The sequence below is a fragment of the Lactobacillus paragasseri genome, from assembly GCF_003584685.1.
Taxonomy (GTDB): Bacteria; Bacillota; Bacilli; order Lactobacillales; family Lactobacillaceae; genus Lactobacillus; species Lactobacillus paragasseri.
This window is the reverse complement of sequence record NZ_AP018549.1, coordinates 1,139,372-1,158,212: the sequence shown is the minus strand read 5'-3', so window position 1 is coordinate 1,158,212 and position 18,841 is coordinate 1,139,372. Positions and strand designations below refer to the sequence as shown.

The following is an 18,841-nucleotide window of genomic DNA, read 5'->3' as shown; positions in this document are numbered from 1 at the left end:
TAGTTAATTAATTTGTTAAATAAAGAGGTTGGAGGTCAATCTTATGTATGATCTTGAAGACGTTATGATGAAATCTTTTAGAGATGATAATGGAATCAGTTCTGCATTTTCTATTGAGCCAGTCGATGATAATGAGTACCGGGTTTCTACTAATGTTGTCGATGGGTTAAATGATATGATCCACTTTAATTTGATTGTATATCCTAATGGAACTTATGCTTTAAATGATCGTGTTTTCACCGCTAAAATGATTGATGATAATATTGGAAGTTTTTCAAGTATTGCGGCTGATGTTGCACGTTTAGCTAGTGAATTTGGCGTTTTGCTTGATGATCGTGGTGAATTAACTCGTGATTATATCAATAGTCGCGATTTGAGGAGTGAAGTTAATAACTTTACTCAATTATTGAATCGAGTAGTTGAGTTTGCTCAACTTAATAGATATTAAAGAAGTCACTATAATCAGGCTTCTTTTTTTTTGCCATTTTAGGTTATAATTTGTTGAAAATAGGGGAGTGATAAAAATGGAAGAATCTGAATTAAAATTAATTAAACATGCTTCATTCGACTGGTTAAAACAAAATATTCAATTTATTCAAGCTGGAGAAGACATTGAAGTTGCAACACCGCTAATTGGTGCTTATGGTGATTTAGTGTATTGCTGGATCGAGAAGGAAAAGGACGGAGCGTACCGAATTACAGATGATGGTGGAACATTGTTCAAATTAGATCCAGCTCAAGAAAATTTTGATTTACTTGAAGAAGCAGCTGATATTGTAATTGGTGCTGGTTTTGAATTTGATGAAGATAATTCAGAAATTTATCAGATTGTTGATCTAGAGAATATGGCACAGACTTTGAGCGATCTAACTCAGTTGCAAGTTGCTTTAACTTATCTAGCTAGTTAGAAAAATATCTCATCGTGATCTCAAGTATAAACTTTTGGCTTTTAAAAATAGATATGATATAAAGATAATGAAAGCGCTAAAAGTAGCGATTTCTTAAAATATTACAAAGAATGTAAAAAATCTATTAATTTGTAATATTTTTGTAAAACTACTGTATAATAAAAGTAAATAGAACAGCAAGTTAAAGTATAGCTTACCTTGCTGAGGAGCGTGAATTATGATGAGACAAATTAAGAAAAGAAACATAATGACTGGTTTAGGAGCAGCAGCGTTGCTGGCTTCTTTAAGTTTAAATGGTACTGCTTTTGCAGCAAGTACTGATAGTGCAAATGCAGGTGCTGAGCAAGCAAAGACTTATCAAACTCAGCTTGAGCAACATAAAAACTTACAAGCTTATACTAATCCTTTATCAGTTAAAACTTTAACCACTACCAAAGGCGTTTTACCAGACGCAACAAGTGGCATTTCTAATTGGAGTACAGTTCCAGCTGGTACAGTTGCCAACTGGGATAAAACTCCTGAAATTAACAAGGTAGGTACTAGTTACGGCACTGTTTATGTGACTTTTCCTGACGGATCAAGGTCAAGGCTTGCAGTTTATGTAACTGTTAAAGATACTGCTGTAAGTCAAGATAGCAAGGCAAGCAAGAAAGACTTAAATAGTGGTTCTGCCACTTCAGCTACTGATCAGCAAGATAATGCTTCTAAGCAAACTACTAGTGTAAAGAAAGATGTAGCTAAAGAAAATACAAGTAAGAATAGTAGCGAAAAAACTAATAAAGATGTAGTAGTGAAAGATCTTGGTTCTACTACGGTAACTGAAAAGAATGTCAGCGTAGTAAACAATACTAAAGATAATAAGAAAAATAGTAAAAAATCTTCCAATCCTGTTTCAGTAGCTACGCAATTACCAGAAACTGAAGGAAAGGCTGTTAACCCGTTAGTAGTAATTGGTGGGTTACTAGTAGCAGCAATTGGTGCAGTTGCTATCTTCGGCAAAAAGATAAAAAATAGACTTTAAAAATATTATAGAAACTAAAAAAAGAGCTTGCGATTTAAAATCGTAAGCTCTTTAATTTATCCAAATTTTTATTTTATATGTCTTAGTTTAGCTAAGAAGTTTTCATGCTCTTTTTCTAATTTTTCATCTTTATCAATAAAGAAATAACATGCAGCAGCAAGTACAGCAACTACTGCGCCTAAAAGTAATGTCTTTGGCGTAAAATTGGTTACCATATAGCACGAAATAATTAAAGCAATAATTGGAATGGTGTATTTCCCAGGAAGAGAAAAACCATGAGTTGGATATTCATTACTGTGCTTAAACTTAATAACGGCTAAAATTGATGGCACATACTGAACAAATGATGCTAAGACAGTACATGAAACAAGGAATAGGTAGCTTTGAGTAGCCAAGGCTGCAGATAGAATTGCTGTGAAAATAATTCCTACCCAAGGTGCATCATGCTTATTTTTCTTTCCAATCCATTTTGGTAACATTCCATGTTCATTAGCAAGAGAAGCAATTAATGATGGAGTATTAAAAGATGCGCTGAAAGCAACACCAAAAATTGAAATCAGCATTCCAATAATCATGAAAGCAAAACCCCATTGACCAACGCCAGTTTTTAAGGCACTAGCTAGAGGATTAGAATAAGATCCTAATTTTTGACCACTTAAACCAATTGCTACTAAAAGCATTAAGCAATCAAGAATTGTGACACTAGTCATTACGGCAACCAAAACTCGAGGGATATTCTTTTCTGGATTATTCATTTGTTTTGCAGCAATCGGAATAAATGAAAAGCCAGTAAACAAATAAAAGATTGGTGTAAATGCATCGCCAAAATGTTTGAAGAATGGTGTAACACCGGTTAAAGCCGCATGCGGAATTACGGGAGTGAAGTTTGATTTTTTAATGAAGAAAGCTCCGAGGATAATAAAGACAATTAAAGTAATTATCTTTGCAGCTGCTGAAATATTATTAACAATTTTTACCCAAGATCTACCAAAGAAATTAATAACTGAAAATAATAAAATTAAGAAAATAATACTACCAATATAGATAGCATTATTTTTGAAAATCGGCAGAAAACTCTTGAGGACAGTAAGTAAAGCTACTACTTCAGCTGAAAGAGTTGTACAACCTAAAAACCAAGTGAAAATGCCGAGTTCATAACCAGCAAAGCGACCAAAGGCATTATAGGAATAAAGCCATGCTGCTCCTGATTGTGTAAAACGGCTTGATAAGTCAGCATAGCACAAAGCAATCATGCTGACAGTGACAGCAGTACATAGAAGAACAAGAATTGCTGTTAGGTTCATGTAACGATAAATTACAGAAGGTAGCAGAAAAGTTCCTGATCCAATGACCGCATTAATACCTAAGAAATATATTGATATAAAGGAGAGTTTCTTAGGTACAGAATTATTATTAGTCATGTTTTTACCTCTCTATCTAGTAACGTTCTCCTTTATCTATTGTAATGCTTTGAAAAAGTAAATCTATACGAAATTTAAAGAAAAGCTAATAAAATCAATAACAAGTGGTTGACTTATTAATAATAAGTATTACTATTAAATTGTAAGTAAGGATAGCTAGGTAAGGAGAAAATTATGACTGAAATTATTCAAGTTTGCACTTTAGCTAAATAAGAATTTGAGATGCTTTTATTAGAATCGAAATTATGATTTTTATAATGTGAGGAAAATAAAAATGACAAAAATTGCTATTTTAGGTGCTGCTGGTCAAATTGCTCAATTAGTTGAACCAATGCTATTAAAGAAGAACGATATTAATATGGTTTTATATCTACGTCATCCTAATAAGTTAAAGCAAATTAATGACGCTAGAGAAAAGGTAATTAAGGGAGACGCAAGCAATTTTAATGAGTTAAAAGAAGCTTTGGCAGATGTAGATCTCGTTTATGCGAATTTAGCTGGTTCAAATATTGAAGATCAGGCAAAAACTGTAGTTAAAGCAATGAATGCAAACGGTATTAAACGTTTGATCTGGGTCTCTTCCTTAGGAATCTATGATGAAGTGCCTGGTAAATTTGGGGAATGGAATAAAAATATCTTAGGCTCATATTTAACAATTTATCGGGCAGCTGCTGATCAGATTACGGCAAGTAATCTAGATTACACCATTATTAGACCAGCTTGGCTAACTAATAAAAATGAAATTAATTATGAGAAGACTGTTGGTGCCACAACTCCATTTAGGGGAACTGAAGTATCACGTTTAAGTGTAGCGGATTATATTGCTGATTTAATTGAAAATCCAACCAAGGATGTTAAGGCAAATGTTGGATTAGATAAAGCAGGTACTGATGGTGACAAGCCTGCTTGGTATTAAAAATTAAAATTAATGAAACGTAAAAAGAACGGTCATGACCGTTCTTTTTGTGTATTATATCTACAATATGAATCCTACTTCTTGATTCTAGTTTTGTACCATTTAATCCCGAAGTAAATAAATAAAATTAATAAAAGGGCAATAATTACGAGCGTGTAGTCATCGAAGATTCTGACTACAACTTGCCAGTTTTTTCCCATATAGTGTCCTAATCCAACTAAAACACTGTTCCAAACTAAACTTCCCAAAGTAGTTAAAATTAAAAACTTAGTCCAGCCAACATGGGCAATACCTGCAGGAATGGAGATTAAACTTCTAACAACTGGAATACAGCGACCATAAAAAATTGCGCCAATTCCGTGTTTGTCAAACCAGTTAATCGCTTTTTGTGCATCGTCTTTTTTGAAACCTAGAAGTTTAAATAGTTTAGTTTCAAGTAGTTTCTCTAAGCGCGGTAAGGTTAGATTTCTACTAATTGAGAATAAAATAATGGCTCCAATAACTGAACCTAGAGTAGACGCAAGGATAACTCCAATTAGAGTTAACTTTGTTCCACTAACTAAGAAACCTCCTAGTGTCAAAATTACCTCAGAGGGAATTGGAGGGAAAATATTTTCAACGGCAATTAAAAGAATAATGGCAATATAGCCAAAGCTTTCGATAAATTGTGTTAACCAAGTTGTCATCTATATATTTATTGTCTTTCTAAAATTTTGTCTATTTTTTCAAAGAATGAATCTTTATCTGCTTTTGTAACTTCAGTAATTTCTTTTCCATTAGGATCAATGAACATTCGTCCACTTGCTAAGCCTGATGTGATTACATTAGCTTTTACCTGACGAGTTTCAACAAGCTCAGGATAGAGTGCTGACATAGTTGTTAAAACGTCCCACAAGTATAGCTCTGCATTAGGTACAGAGATAATTAGACTGTATCCTAAACCAACTAAGTCGATAGCTGGATATTTTCTTAAACTTGCCCAGTGCTGCCGAAGTTCATCAGTTAATGGAAGTTCTTCAGTACTTTCAAGACCAACCATTTGAATCTTAAGGTCTGAATCTAAAACGCGTTTTACAGCTTCTGGATCCCAGAAAGCATTCCATTCCTGTGTTCCGTCTGCATCGACACTAACTACATTGCCATGTCCATCTAATGAACCACCCATCCAGTAAACTTTATCAATCTTTGACTGAATAGAATCATCTTCATCTAAAGCTCTTGCTAAGTCAGTAATTGGTCCTGTCATGACTAAGGTAACTGGTCCATCTGACTTTTTTATTTTATCAATCATGTCTAAATGAGCAGGCAAAGCAGCTTCTGGTGTTTTAATTTCTCCACTTTCATTTAGAATAGGGAAGTAATTAAAGGAATAAGTTGCCATTCGCCATTCTTTTGGAAATTGATGAATTGCACGCGAATTTGAGCGAGCTACTTCTAGCTTGTCGCCGCGTAAGTTAAATTTATCTACCATTTTTCGACAAGCTTCTACTGCTGGATCAATATATCCGTCACCGTCAATTGCGCTAATTCCAATTAGTTTGATATCAGGTGCTTGCAATAGTAAAAGAAGTGAGACCAAATCATCGATGTTTCCATCATGATTAAAATAAATATTTTTCATTTATTTGCGACCTTTCATTTTGTTTACTTAACTATTTTATAAAAAGATATGGTATAAGGTAAATAAAAAAGACATCTTACTTGGTTTTAAGAAGGAACGTGATAAAATACTATGGGAATTTTATAGGAAGGAAAAATAATTGATGGCAACGGAACACATTGAAAATAAACTAAAGCTTTTACCAGACAAACCAGGTTGTTATTTAATGAAAGATATAAATGGCAATGTGATTTATGTGGGAAAGTCTAAGAATTTAAAGAACCGCGTTCGTTCCTATTTTAAGAGTAAGCAAGTTGGTCGGCGAGCTGAACTTGTTCGTGAAATTCGTGATTTTGACATTATTACAGTTTCATCTGATAAAGAATCTTTTTTACTAGAAATTACTTTAATTAAAAAATATCAACCATACTATAACGTCCAACTAAAACAAGGTACGGGTTACCCATATATTGAAATTACTAACGAAAGGGATCCGCAAACTCGTTTAACATCAATTGTTCATAAAGATCATGGCTACTATTTTGGACCGTATCCAAATGTTTATGCGGCTCAAGCAACGCTTAAGTTTATCCAAAAGGTTTGGCCGCTAAGAAGATGTTCAGGTCATCAGGGACGCCCGTGTCTTTACTATCATATGGGACAATGTCTCGGTGCATGCTTTAAAGAGGTCCCAAAGAGCGCTTATGACAAGCAAATAAGAAAAATAAAGCGTTTCTTAAACGGCGATATTTCACAAGTTAAGCAAGACTTAACTGAAAAAATGACTCAGGCTTCAATGGATTTGGAGTTTGAGCGTGCAGCTGAATTTAGAGATCAGTTAAAATATATTGAACAAACCGTTGAAAAACAAAAAATTATTTCTAATGATCATACCCAGAGAGATATTTTTAACTTTTATGTTGATAAATCATGGATTTCGATTCAAGTATTTTTCTTAAGACAGGCTAAATTATTACGTCGGGAAACTAGATTATTTCCATTAACAGATACTAATGAACCACAGGATGCATTTGTATCTTTTATTGCGCAATTCTATGGCCAAAGAAATCGTGTTTTACCCAAAGAAGTTTTGGTCCCAGCTGGTATTCATAATGAAGCATTAGCTGAAGTTTTAGGCGTAACTGTAAGAACTCCGCAAAGAGGTCAAAAACGTGCCTTACTAGAGATGGCACATGACAATGCTAAGTTGAAGTTAGATGAAAAATTCCGCTTGTTAGAATTAGGTAATAGAAAAACTAAAGGAGCACAAAAAGAGATTTTTGATGCTTTGGGTTTACCATATGGCCATCGAATTGAAAGTTTCGACCACTCTCATATCCAAGGAGCTGATCCTGTTTCTGCCTTGGTTGTGTTTACTGATGGTGAACCAGATAAACATGAATATCGGAAGTATAAATTGAAAGGCGAAGTAGAACACCAAAATGCGGCTGACGAAGTAGGAAATACACGTGAAGTGGTGAGAAGGCGTTATAGTCGTCTTTTGAAAGAACACAAGAAAATGCCTGACCTGATTTTAATGGATGGTGGTCAAATTCAGGTTGATGCTTGCTTAGATGTGTTGAGAAATGAATTAAATGTCAATATTCCTGTAGCAGGGATGGTTAAAGACGACCATCACCGCACTAATCACTTGATTTTTGGTGATCCTACTCAAGGAGAAGAATTAAAGCTAATTCCTTTAAATCCGAAATCAGAAGGATTCTACTTAATGACAAGAATTCAGGATGAAGTTCACCGCTTTGCAATTACTTTTCATAGAAGAACTCATGCTAAAAATGCACTTTCAAGTAAGTTAGATGAGATAAAAGGGATTGGTCCTAAGTCTAGAAATAAGCTTTTGCGAAAGTTTGGATCTTTAAAGAAAATTAAAGAAGCTTCAATCGAAGAATTACGAGATGCGGGTTTAACTCTTCCACAAGCACAAACTGTTAAATTGAGTTTGTAAAATAACGAGAAAAGACCTGATTTAATAGGGCTTGATATGGTATCATAGTTAAGAAACTTTAAGAATTTTTTTAATTATAACTTGATATATAAAAGGAGGCATACTTAATGTTTGTCGACCAAACAAAAATAGATGTACAAGCAGGAAAAGGTGGCGATGGAGCAGTTGCTTTTCGTCATGAAAAATATGTTCCACTTGGCGGTCCGGCTGGTGGAGACGGCGGACGAGGCGGCAGTATTATTTTAGTCGCTGATTCCGGTTTGAGAACTTTAATGGATTTTCGCTTTAGACGTAAGTTTAAGGCAGATAATGGTGAAAATGGCCGCATTAAATCCCAATATGGTCGCGGAGCTAAAGATGTCCGCTTAAAAGTTCCAATGGGAACAAGTGTCTACGACTTTAATACCGGCGAACTTTTAGGTGACTTAGTTAAAAATGGTCAAGAGCTTGTAGTTGCTCATGGCGGAAAGGGAGGCAGAGGCAATATTCACTTTGCTACCCCAACCAGAACAGCTCCAGAAATTGCTGAAAATGGTGAGCCAGGAGAATTTCGAACCTTACGCTTAGAATTAAAGGTATTGGCAGATGTAGGACTAGTAGGATTTCCATCAGTTGGAAAGTCAACACTTCTATCTGTTGTAACTAAGGCAAAGCCGAAGATTGCAGCTTATGAATTTACTACTTTGACACCAAATTTAGGAATGGTCGTTTTGCCAGACGGACGAGACTTTTCAATGGCAGATTTACCAGGATTAATTGAAGGTGCATCTAAGGGTGTTGGACTTGGAATTCAATTTTTACGGCATGTTGAACGTACAAAAGTAATTTTGCACTTAGTTTCAATGGATCCAAATAATGGTAGAGATGCCTATGAAGATTATGAAACTATTCGTAAGGAATTAGCAGGCTACACTAAGGACTTAACAAGTAAGAAAGAACTTATTGTAGCAACGCAAATGGATATCCCTGGTAGCGAAGAAAAACTTGCTGAATTTAAGAAGAAATTAGGAGATAAGACGGTATATCCTATTTCTAGTGTTACCCATCAGGGTGTCAGCGAACTAATGGGTAAGACAGCAGATTTAGTTGAAGAAGTTGCAAAAGAAGAAGCTGAAAAACCAGCAGAAATTAAAGTTGCCGAAAAAGAATATGTTTATAAAAAGCCTGAAGATGATGGATTTAAGGTTGAACGAACTGGTGAGCATAGCTTTGTCGTTACTGGTAATAAGTTAGAGCGTCTTGTTCAAAGAACTAATCTAGATCATACTGATGGAATTATGCTCCTTGCTCGTAAATTAAAGCGGATGGGTGTAGATGATGCTTTAAGAGAAAAGGGAGCAGTAAATGGTGACGATGTATCAATAGCTGACTTCACTTTTGAATTTGTAGATTAATAAAATTTAAAAAAGTTGGGAGTAAGACTTTTGAAAAGAAAGAACCGCTTTATTACAGGCTATGCCGGACTTCGTGCTTTAGCTGTTATTGGAGTAATTCTATATCACCTTAATCCAAATCGATTTATGGGTGGATATTTGGGTGTGCCGATATTTTTAGTACTATCTGGATATTTAGTTACGGACCACATGTTTCATGCCTATGAAGAGCGGGGAAAGTATGACTTTAAGTCTTTTTATGTAAGAAGAATTAAGAAATTATATCCCCAAATGATTGCTCTTTTATGGGGATGTAGTGCCTATATCTTACTTTTTCAGCAAAATCTTTTAGCTAAATTAAATCAAATAGTAGTTGCCAACCTATTAAATGTTTATAATTTTTGGCAAATCAAGAATGGCCAAAGTTATTTTGAGCGTTTTGCTTCCAATGAATCTCCCTTCGTTCATTTATGGACAATGTCAATTGAAGGGCAGTTTTATATTATTTGGCCACTAGTAGTTTTTCTATTAGTTAAATTAGCTAAAAAGAAAAAAATAATTTTTTGGATTATTACAGCCTTAACTGTATTTTCGGCTTTAGAGATGGCGTTTTTATTTAAGCCAGGTGTTGATACAAGTAGAATTTACTATGGAACAGATACGAGATTCTTTTCATTAGGCCTGGGTGCAATGTTAGCCGTCTTTTGGCCAACATGGAAGTTAAATGCCAACCTTGAAAAAGGCGATAGACGACTCTTAAACGTAATTGGAGCAATAGCCTTAGTCGGTATTTTATTGATGTCTACTAGTCCGATTTTTAATCCACAAAAAGCTTTTGCTTACCGTGGCGGGATGTTTTTATTCTCTTTAGTAACAATGATTTTTGTAGGGGTAATTGCTCATCCTGGTAGCAGCTGGAATAAGTGGCTGACTAATCCAGTATTTAGCTGGATTGGTTCACGGTCATATGGAATTTATTTATATCAGTTTCCAGTGATGATCTTTTTTGAAGATAAGGTTAAAGATATTGCAGACCATGTAATTTTGTACCATTTAATCGAAATTATATTAATTTTAGTAATTGCAGAATTAAGTTATCGTTTTATTGAAAAACCATTTGGACGAATTGATTGGGAAAAATTGCGTCAGTTTTTATCAAAAGCCCTAAATTTACAAGCTAACCATTATCAATCAAAAGCTTTATTTGCGACTGGAATAGTTGTCTTTATTTTAGGTAGTTTTGGAATTCTTAAGGCACCAACTGTAAAAGCCGAAAATCCTAATCATTCAGAACTAGCAACTCAAATTAAATCAAACCGAAACAAGCAACTGAAAAAGAATAAAAAGTTAATTAAAGAAGCACAGTCTAAAAAGAAAAAGTCAATAACTTCAAAAGCAGAAATTTTAGCGCAAGCTAAAAAAGCAGCAACAACTAAACCCGTGAATAAAGATTTTGAAAAATATGGTATTTCTCAAGTTGACTTGCAATTAGCACAAAAAATTCAAGTAACTGCAATTGGGGATTCTGTAATGGCAGGCTCTAGTCAAAACTTGCAAAAACTAATGCCACATTTAATTGTTGATGCAGCTGTTTCTAGACAACTTGGTGACACAATTCCACTTTTTGAAGAGTATAAGAAAAAAGGTGCTTTAAATAATAATGTCTTGATCGGTTTAGGAACAAATGGTGCTTTTGCGCCTAAAGAACTTGATCGTTTAATGCAAATTATTGGACCAAAGCGACAAGTTTTTTGGATTAATACGCATGTTCCGACACGTGATTGGCAAGATCAAGTTAATGGTGAATTGGATGCAGCAGCGAAAAAATACCCTAACTTAACCATTATCAAATGGCATGAGTTTGCCGGGAGTCATCAAGATTGGTTCTATGATGATCATACGCACCCAACTACAGAAGGATCAAAGTTTTATAGTGCCTATGTAACTAAGACATTGGTTACGAAAGGAAAATATTAGAAATAGGGTTTTCATGGAAATACAATTTTTAGGAACAAGTGCTGGGCAGCCGTCAAAGAGCAGGAATGTTTCTTGTACCGCACTTAAATTATTAGATGAATTAAATGAAGTATGGTTATTTGATGTAGGCGAAGCTACACAACATCAAATTTTAAAGACTAATATTAGACCTAGAAAGGTAACGCGAATTTTTATTTCGCATACTCATGGTGATCATATTTTTGGTTTGCCAGGTTTTCTTTCATCTCGTTCTTTTCAAGGCGATGGTGGTCCATTAACAATTTATGGGCCTGCCGGAATTGAACAATTTGTGCAAACTTCTTTGAGAGTTTCAAAAACTCGGGTATCATATCCAATTAAATACGTTGTTTTAAAAGAAGACGGTTTAATTTTTGAAAACAATCTTTTTGCCGTCTACACTGCTCGACTAGATCACCGTGTACCAAGTTTTGGTTTTCGTGTGGTTGAAAAGCCACGTCCTGGAGAGTTGCTAATGGATAAGGTGGCAGAATATAATGTGCCAAACGGTCCGCTTCTTGGTCAACTGAAAGCTGGAAAGACGATTACGTTGAGTAATGGTCAAAAGTTAGATGGACGAGATTTCCTTGGTAAAGAGCGTCCAGGCCGAGTTGTTACGATTATCTATGATACGCGTCCAACGGAAAATATTGGCGAATTAGCTGATCATGCAGATGTTCTAGTTCATGAATCTACTTTTAATGGTGATGAAGAAAAAATGGCTCATCGTTATTTCCATTCAACCTGCTTAGATGCTGCTCGTATAGCGAGAGATCATCATGTAGGAAAGCTTTATTTGACTCATATTTCTGCGCGCTATACAGGAAAAGCAGGTAAGCAACTAGAGCATGAAGCGAGAAAAATTTTTAAACATACTCGTTTAGCCAATGATTTAGACAGTTTTGAAATTACATTGAGGGGATAATAATATGAGTAATTCATTGAGGGATAAAGTCGTAGTAGTTACTGGAGCTTCAAGTGGTATTGGACGCTCGATTGTGTTAGAGAGTGCAAGTCGCGGCGCCACTGTCATTTTAATGGCCCGTCATCAAGATAAATTAGAAGAAATTGCTAATGAGGCTCGTCAACTTTCAGGAAACGACGTATTTGTATTTCCAACTGATATTAGTAAAGCGGATCAAATTGACCGTGCCTTTAATGAAATTATTAGTCATGTTGATCATATTGATTATCTAGTTAATGCAGCTGGTTTTGGCGTCTTTAAAGAATTTTTAGAGACTTCACCTCAAGTAGTAACTGAAATGTTCCAAACTAATGTCTTAGGCCTAATGTACTTTACTCGTCTTGTTGCTCGAGTAATGATTGACCAAAAAGCTGGTCAAATTATCAACTTCGGTTCGATTGCTGGAATTGTACCTACTACTAAAACTGCAGCATATAGTGCAACTAAGGCAGCTATTATTCAATTTTCAAATGTTTTACGTTTAGAATTAAAGCCATTTGGTGTTAAGGTTATGACAGTAAATCCTGGACCAGTTTACACTAATTTCTTTAATATCGCAGATGAGAGTGGATCTTATGCAAATAATGTACAACGTTTTATGCTCGATCCTGATGATGTAGCTTGGCAAGTAGTTCATTTCTTTGGTTCTAATCGTCGCGAATTGAATTTACCATTAGGTCTAGCTACTTTAGCAAAACTTTATCAGATTTTCCCACGCATTGGTGATTGGGCAAGTTTAAAGTTTGCTAGTAGAAAGTAGGAGATAATAATGAATAAGCAAAGAAATTTAGTAATTGGGCTAATAATTGTTTTAGTGCTTGTAATTTTCGCCTGTTTAAATACTGAACCAGTGGCAATTAATTTTGGCTTTTTCCAACCTAAAATGCCGTTGATAATTGTTTTAGTTATTATGCTTTTACTAGGTGCTTTAGTTTCACTTCTAATTGGAAAAGGAGAAAAAGTTTCTCCTGATGTAAAAAAAGCACTAGCAAAACAGAAGAAAGAATTAGATAATAAATACCAGAGTGAAATTGAATCTAAAGATAAACAGATTGCTGAATTAAAGAAAGTTAACAATTCTGAAGCTACAAAATAAGATTGGACTTGATTTATCAGCTCTTAGATTGTATTATTGAAATACGTGAGTATTTAGTGAATTTGTTTATTTAAAGGTTCGCAAGTCTCAATTCTATAAAAAAGGAGATCTAACTAATGGCAGTTCCTGCAAGAAAAACTTCTAAGCAAAAGAAACGTTCACGTCGTGGTCATATTAAATTAACCACACCAGCAATGCATTACGATGCTACTACTGGTGAATACCGTTTAAGCCACCGCGTTTCACCAAAGGGCTTTTACAAAGGCCGTCAAGTTGCTAACGAAAAAAAGCAACAAAATAACGATTAATTAAAGACACCGTGGGGTGTCTTTTTTTATGTAATGTTTGATTAAAGGAATAGGTATTAATGAAATTAGTTATATTACACTCAAGTGATACGCATGGCTTTTTGATGCCAACTGATTATCAAAATAAAGACAACTATGATGCTCCAATTTCTCTTAGTCGCGTAAGTAGCGTGGTTAAAAGTGAAAAAGAAAAATATGGTGCAGACAATGTCCTAGTTACTGATAGCGGAGATTGTCTACAAGGTTCACCCTTAGCTAGCTATACTCAAAAGTTGCCTGAAGACGAAGGATTGCGTAAATTTACTGAAGCTTATAATGAAGTGGGATATGATGCGCGTGCATTAGGTAACCATGACTTTAATTATGGTTTGGATTATTTATCGTACTATGTTGATAACAATCGTGCTCCATTTATCAATGATAATGTTTTAGATGCAGATACTAATGTACCTTTCTTTGGAAAAGAATATACAATTGTTGAAAAAGCTGGTCTAAAGATAGGTATTATGGGAATTACTACTCAGTATATCTCTCACTGGGAGTCAGAGGATCATATTAAAGGCTTAAAGTTTGTTTCTGGTTATGAAGTACTTGCTAAATTAGCTAAAAAATTGCGTCCACAAGTAGATATTCTTTGTGCTCTATATCACGGTGGTTTTGAAAGTGATCCATTGACTGGTAAAGCAACTGAGCCTCATACAGGCGAAAATGAGGGCTATAAGATTTTAACTGAAATCCCGGAAATTGATGTCTTTTTAACTGGACACCAACATCGCCGCTTGAACTTAGTTACTCGTAACACGGCCATTGTTCAGCCAGGCTACCGCGGAGAAGCAGTAGGTAAAGTGATCATTGATTTTGATAAAGACACGAATGGTAAAGTTAAAATCAATGAGATGACTACCGAATTGATTGATAGTAAAGATTATGCACCAGATCCAGCAATTGAAAAGATCATTAAGAGTCTTGATGAAGAAACACAAAAATGGCTAGATCAACCTATTGCGCATTTATCTGAACCTGCACCAATTGATGACGCTATCAAGGGCAGAATTGAGGGAGCACCTTTTATCAATCTTATTCAACAAATGCAACTTTGGTTTACTGGAGCAGATGTTTCAGCAACAGCAATTATGTCTGAATCTGCCCATGGCTTTTCAAAGAATGTAACAATGCGCGAAGTATTATTAAACTATCCATATGCAAATCAACTCTGCATTGTTAAGTTGACTGGAAAAGAATTAAAAGAAATTATTGAATATTCAGCTGGATTCTTAGAAAAAGATAAAGACGGTAAAATCAAATTTATTGATCGTTGGATTACACCTAAGCCAATGCTTTATCATTTTGATCTTTTCTACCCAGTAAAATATGAAGCTGATCTTTCAAGACCAGTTGGTCATCGATTGACTAAAGTAACCTTAAATGGGAAAGATCTTGAAGATGATAAGGTATACAAGTTAGCTGTCAATAATTATCGTGCTTTAGGCGGAGGATTTTATCCAGCTTACAGCATGGATAAGATTGAAAAGATCTTTGATCAGGACTACGTTCAAATGTTTAGCGAATACCTAACTCATGGTGATATTAAGGTAGATACTGCTAAAAACTACAAATTTTATTAATTAAGGTACTAAAAAAGCTGTTTCATTACGAAACAGCTTTTTAAAATATTCAAATTTAGTTCAATTAAAGTTTGTTGTACTTACTCTTGTCTTTGTAACTCTTGGCAGTAATGGCGGGAATAATAATTGCGAATAGCAAGCCAAAGACTGCGCCAATAATCAAAGATTGCATAGGATTAAATTGCATCTGAGTTAAAGATGCAGCGATAAAACCGATAACTTCGCAAAAAATGCATGACCAAACCATAGTAATAATATAGCGCATAATTTCTCCTTCTTTCGCTAGGTATCTTAGCAAAAAAAAGAGTTTTACGCAAGCCAAGAAGAGAGAATTTGCTATACTTAAATTATTAGAAAGGGTGAGCATATGGGAGCAGTGAGTCTGCAAAACCTTAGTAGTTTTACATTACTGGAGAGTCCAACTAAAGTTAAAGATTTAGCTGAAAACGCAAAGAAAAAAGGTTATTCTGCACTCGCCTTGACGGATGTAAATATTACCTATGGCTTAGTTAATTTTTATAAAGCTGCAAAAGAAACTGGAATTAAGCCTTTATTAGGGATGCAGTTAAGAATCAACGGCTTGGTTGACCAGGCAAATAAGTATGATTTAATTGTCATTGCTAAAGACGATCAAGGATATAAAAATATTTTGCGTTTATCAAGTGCGGTCAATCTTTTAACCGAAAATGGTGAAAAAGAAAATGTTTTAGAGCTTGAAGAATTAAAAAAATATCTCGGTCACTTAGTTATAATTACGCCTAGTAACATACATAGCGAACTAAAGATGCTGCAAGCTAACAATCCTAAAATGGGAGCTAATTATATCCGTACACTGAAAGATTCTGTTCCTACATCTTCATCAATTTATTTAGGCGTTTATGCTGATCAAGGACAGCAAGAATATATAAATTATCTTCGTTCATTAGCAACGCAATTTGAGTTATTGTTAACTGCGGTTGAAGACGGACAATATCTTAATCGTAACGAACAATTTTTAAGAAGAACTCTGCAAGCTATTAAGAGTAACACCCATTTAGAAAATGTGGAGCAATTAGCTAAGCAAGCTGGTTCGCATTACTTAAAAAATAGCGAAGAATTGCAGGTTAATTATCGAAAATTTGGGATTGAAGATGCTTTAGAAAACGCTGAAAAAATAGGTCAAATTTGCAGTGCTCAGATTACGTTTCAAGATCCTCAATTGCCAAAGTTCAAACAAAATAAGTTTCCAACATCAAAAGAATATTTGCATTCATTAGCACAAAATGGACTTGCTAAAAGATTTAAAGGAAGGATTCCGGAAAAATACCAAGCAAGATTAGATTATGAACTAAAAGTAATCAATGAGATGGGATTTGATGATTATTTTCTTATTGTGTGGGATGTGATGAACTTTGCCCATAGTGTTCACATTACAACTGGACCTGGACGAGGCTCAGCTGCTGGCTCACTTGTTTCATATGCTTTAAGAATTACTGAAGTCGATCCACTTGAATATAATTTGTTATTTGAACGTTTCTTAAATCCCGCTCGTCAACAAATGCCAGATATTGACTTAGATATTCCAGATAATCGACGTGATGAAGTAATAAAATATATGTTTGAAAAATATGGAATGAATCACGCCGCCCAAATTTTAACCTTTGGTACTTTGGCTGCTAAGCAAGTTCTAAAAGATGTTTGTCGTGTTTTTGGACTAAATAAAGTTGAAACCTATCGCTGGTTAGATGCAATCCCGCATGCAAAAGGAAAAATCACTTTAGCAGAAGCATATCAAAAATCAAAAGAGTTACAGCTTTTAGTTAATACAAATGCTTTTAGTAAAATTCTATTTGCGACTGCTGAGCATTTAGAAAATTTGCCGCGTCATTATTCAATTCATGCAGCTGGTTTAGTAATCACTGATGATTCATTAGCAGAGATTGTGGGCTTACAGGCGGGACCTTTAGGAATACCTGTAACGCAGCAAACCAAATTAAACGTTGAGTCCTTAGGATTATTGAAAATTGACTTTTTAGGCTTAAGAAACTTAACTATTTTAGGCAACATTATTTCAGCGTTAAAGTTAGAAGGAGTTGAAATTGATCCTAATCAGATTCCGTTAAATGATCAAGAAACGCTTGCTTTATTTCAGCGTGGTGACACAGATGCCGTCTTCCAATTTGAATCCGATGGAATTAAGCGCGTTTTAGAGCAGCTTCATCCTGACAGTTTTGAAGACATTGTCGCTGTAAATGCTTTATATCGCCCAGGTCCAATGAATAATATTGGTCATTTCATTAATAGAAAACATGGCAAGGAAAAAGTTCAATATCCTGATCCTAGCTTAAAAAAAATCTTAGGACCAACTTATGGCGTTTTAGTTTATCAAGAGCAAGTTATGCAGACGGCTCAAGTTTTAGCTGGTTTTTCTTTAGGTGAAGCCGATCTTTTAAGGCGAGCTATGTCTAAGAAAAACGCTGATGTGATCCAAAAAGAACGAGAGAAGTTTATTCAAGGCGCTGTAAAACTTGGCAGACGAAAAGAGATAGCAGAGCAGGTTTATGATTATATTGCTCAGTTTGCTAATTATGGATTTAACCGTTCGCATGCAGTTGCATATAGTAAAATCGCCTTTTGGCTGGCCTATTTTAAGGTTCATTATCCTGGCGCTTTTTATCTTTCTCTTTTGAACAGTAATATTGGCAATCGTAATAAGATCGCTCAATACTTGATGCAAGCACAAGAAGCTGGAATTAAGACTTTGCCACCAGATATTGAGAACAGTAAGGCGGATTTTTCGCTTGAAAACGGCAAAATTTTAGTTGGCTTGAAGGCAGTTCGCGGATTAAGAAGTGATTTGCTGAAACAAATATTAGAAATTAAGCGTCCGATTAAGTCAATGACTGATTTCTTGTGGAAGATTGATAATAATTTGTTGAGTGCTGATGCTATTGCAAATTTAATTAAAGCAGGTGCTTTTGATCGACTAGCTCCAAATCGAAATGAACTTTTAAAAATAAATAAAGACCTAGTTGAAAGTGTAAAGATGGCAGGTTCAAATTTATCTTTATTTGAAACTTTGGAGCCCAAAATCGAAGAAGAAAAAATGCCAACTGCTGCTGAAAAATCAGCGATGGAAGTAGAAGCAATGGGCTTTAGTACTGGAATTAACCCAATCATTGCTGTTCAAAAATATGCTAGAAAGTATAACGCAAAAAGATTGCAGGCTTTTGAAAACAATGAACAGGGGATTGCAGTTGGCAAATTAATGAAGATAAAGCAAATCACCACTAAAAAAGGTGATAATATGGCTTTCGCGGTCTTTAGCGATAGTAGTGGCGATAAAGATTTTACGATCTTTCCTCAGGTATGGGAGAAAGTAGGAGAAAACTTAAAGATTGGCGAAATATATTTATTGCAGGTGAAGACGCAAAGTGATCGCTTTAGTCCGACAAAGACGCAGTTTTTACTTTCAAATGCTCGCAAAGTTAATTTTAAAGATTAATTTAAAACTTTTAAATTCTAGCAAAATAGATTCTGATAGGATTGAAAGCGAAAACATTTATTTAGCAGACTTTATTAACGAAAAAAATAGGATTATTTTTGAAGACAATGAGTTAAAAAAATGGTACGATAAAACCGATGTGAGTAAAACACAGAAAATCGTAG

General features: G+C 34.8%; 17 protein-coding genes. 13 read left to right on the top strand and 4 right to left on the bottom strand.

Translation table 11 applies throughout. The features are described 5' to 3' along the window. Nucleotides 1-43: 43 nt before the first annotated feature. The 3 genes from LpgJCM5343_RS05560 to LpgJCM5343_RS05550 all read left to right on the top strand — a co-directional run bounded on the left by LpgJCM5343_RS05560 (nucleotide 44) and on the right by LpgJCM5343_RS05550 (nucleotide 1,929). Nucleotides 44-448, top strand: a complete 405-nt coding sequence (locus LpgJCM5343_RS05560; RefSeq protein ID WP_101890783.1) for a hypothetical protein — start codon at nucleotides 44-46, stop codon at nucleotides 446-448. A 76-nt stretch (nucleotides 449-524) separates the two neighbouring features. Further along, the gene (locus tag LpgJCM5343_RS05555; RefSeq protein ID WP_039156353.1) at nucleotides 525-908 is read left to right on the top strand and encodes a DUF1828 domain-containing protein; all 384 of its coding nucleotides are present in this window, start codon (nucleotides 525-527) and stop codon (nucleotides 906-908) included. 217 nt (nucleotides 909-1,125) lie between these two features. After that, nucleotides 1,126-1,929 carry a Rib/alpha-like domain-containing protein gene (locus LpgJCM5343_RS05550; protein WP_101890782.1) on the top strand — a complete coding sequence of 268 codons (804 nt, stop codon included), beginning with the start codon at nucleotides 1,126-1,128 and terminating at the stop codon, nucleotides 1,927-1,929. Between the two features lie 68 nt (nucleotides 1,930-1,997). On the opposite strand, the gene LpgJCM5343_RS05545 is transcribed toward LpgJCM5343_RS05550, so the two are convergent. Then, nucleotides 1,998-3,350, bottom strand: coding sequence for an APC family permease (locus tag LpgJCM5343_RS05545; RefSeq protein ID WP_101890781.1), 1,353 nt, complete (start codon nucleotides 3,348-3,350; stop codon nucleotides 1,998-2,000). A gap of 274 nt (nucleotides 3,351-3,624) precedes the next feature. On the opposite strand from LpgJCM5343_RS05545, the gene LpgJCM5343_RS05540 reads away from it, so the two are divergent. Then, nucleotides 3,625-4,266, top strand: a complete 642-nt coding sequence (locus tag LpgJCM5343_RS05540) for an NAD(P)H-binding protein (protein WP_101890780.1) — start codon at nucleotides 3,625-3,627, stop codon at nucleotides 4,264-4,266. Nucleotides 4,267-4,340: 74 nt separating this feature from the next. Here LpgJCM5343_RS05540 and LpgJCM5343_RS05535 read toward each other — a convergent pair whose 3' ends face one another. Together LpgJCM5343_RS05535 and LpgJCM5343_RS05530 are read right to left on the bottom strand one after the other, a co-directional pair. Further along, a complete protein-coding gene (locus tag LpgJCM5343_RS05535) occupies nucleotides 4,341-4,952 on the bottom strand; it encodes a DedA family protein (RefSeq protein WP_003648690.1) in 612 nt (203 codons plus the stop codon). Between the two features lie 8 nt (nucleotides 4,953-4,960). Beyond that, complete coding sequence (locus LpgJCM5343_RS05530) at nucleotides 4,961-5,887, bottom strand: nucleoside hydrolase (RefSeq protein ID WP_020807040.1); 927 nt, start codon at nucleotides 5,885-5,887, stop codon at nucleotides 4,961-4,963. 142 nt (nucleotides 5,888-6,029) lie between these two features. On the opposite strand from LpgJCM5343_RS05530, the gene uvrC reads away from it, so the two are divergent. The 8 genes from uvrC (at nucleotide 6,030) to LpgJCM5343_RS05490 (ending at nucleotide 15,193) form a co-directional block, all read left to right on the top strand. Beyond that, on the top strand, nucleotides 6,030-7,832 hold the full coding sequence (uvrC, locus tag LpgJCM5343_RS05525; RefSeq protein WP_113532412.1) for an excinuclease ABC subunit UvrC: 1,803 nt from the start codon (nucleotides 6,030-6,032) through the stop codon (nucleotides 7,830-7,832). A gap of 107 nt (nucleotides 7,833-7,939) precedes the next feature. Next, nucleotides 7,940-9,226: a GTPase ObgE gene (obgE, locus tag LpgJCM5343_RS05520; RefSeq protein ID WP_020807039.1), complete on the top strand. Its 1,287-nt coding sequence runs from the start codon at nucleotides 7,940-7,942 to the stop codon at nucleotides 9,224-9,226. Nucleotides 9,227-9,256: 30 nt separating this feature from the next. Further along, a complete protein-coding gene (locus LpgJCM5343_RS05515) occupies nucleotides 9,257-11,182 on the top strand; it encodes an acyltransferase family protein (protein ID WP_101890778.1) in 1,926 nt (641 codons plus the stop codon). A 13-nt stretch (nucleotides 11,183-11,195) separates the two neighbouring features. Beyond that, nucleotides 11,196-12,125 carry a ribonuclease Z gene (rnz, locus tag LpgJCM5343_RS05510; RefSeq protein WP_101890777.1) on the top strand — a complete coding sequence of 310 codons (930 nt, stop codon included), beginning with the start codon at nucleotides 11,196-11,198 and terminating at the stop codon, nucleotides 12,123-12,125. 4 nt (nucleotides 12,126-12,129) lie between these two features. Further along, the gene (locus LpgJCM5343_RS05505) at nucleotides 12,130-12,924 is read left to right on the top strand and encodes an SDR family NAD(P)-dependent oxidoreductase (RefSeq protein WP_101890776.1); all 795 of its coding nucleotides are present in this window, start codon (nucleotides 12,130-12,132) and stop codon (nucleotides 12,922-12,924) included. 9 nt (nucleotides 12,925-12,933) lie between these two features. After that, entirely contained in the window at nucleotides 12,934-13,260 is a 327-nt protein-coding gene (locus LpgJCM5343_RS05500; protein ID WP_003648697.1) for a lipopolysaccharide assembly protein LapA domain-containing protein, read from the top strand. A 116-nt stretch (nucleotides 13,261-13,376) separates the two neighbouring features. Further along, nucleotides 13,377-13,568 carry a 50S ribosomal protein L32 gene (gene rpmF / locus LpgJCM5343_RS05495; RefSeq protein ID WP_003648698.1) on the top strand — a complete coding sequence of 64 codons (192 nt, stop codon included), beginning with the start codon at nucleotides 13,377-13,379 and terminating at the stop codon, nucleotides 13,566-13,568. Between the two features lie 59 nt (nucleotides 13,569-13,627). Continuing rightward, nucleotides 13,628-15,193: a bifunctional metallophosphatase/5'-nucleotidase gene (locus LpgJCM5343_RS05490; protein ID WP_101890775.1), complete on the top strand. Its 1,566-nt coding sequence runs from the start codon at nucleotides 13,628-13,630 to the stop codon at nucleotides 15,191-15,193. 64 nt (nucleotides 15,194-15,257) lie between these two features. Here LpgJCM5343_RS05490 and LpgJCM5343_RS05485 read toward each other — a convergent pair whose 3' ends face one another. After that, a complete protein-coding gene (locus LpgJCM5343_RS05485) occupies nucleotides 15,258-15,458 on the bottom strand; it encodes a YjzD family protein (protein WP_003650447.1) in 201 nt (66 codons plus the stop codon). Nucleotides 15,459-15,560: 102 nt separating this feature from the next. Between LpgJCM5343_RS05485 and LpgJCM5343_RS05480 the strand changes: the two genes are divergently transcribed. Then, complete coding sequence (locus tag LpgJCM5343_RS05480) at nucleotides 15,561-18,677, top strand: DNA polymerase III subunit alpha (protein ID WP_113576150.1); 3,117 nt, start codon at nucleotides 15,561-15,563, stop codon at nucleotides 18,675-18,677. Nucleotides 18,678-18,841: the final 164 nt, after the last annotated feature.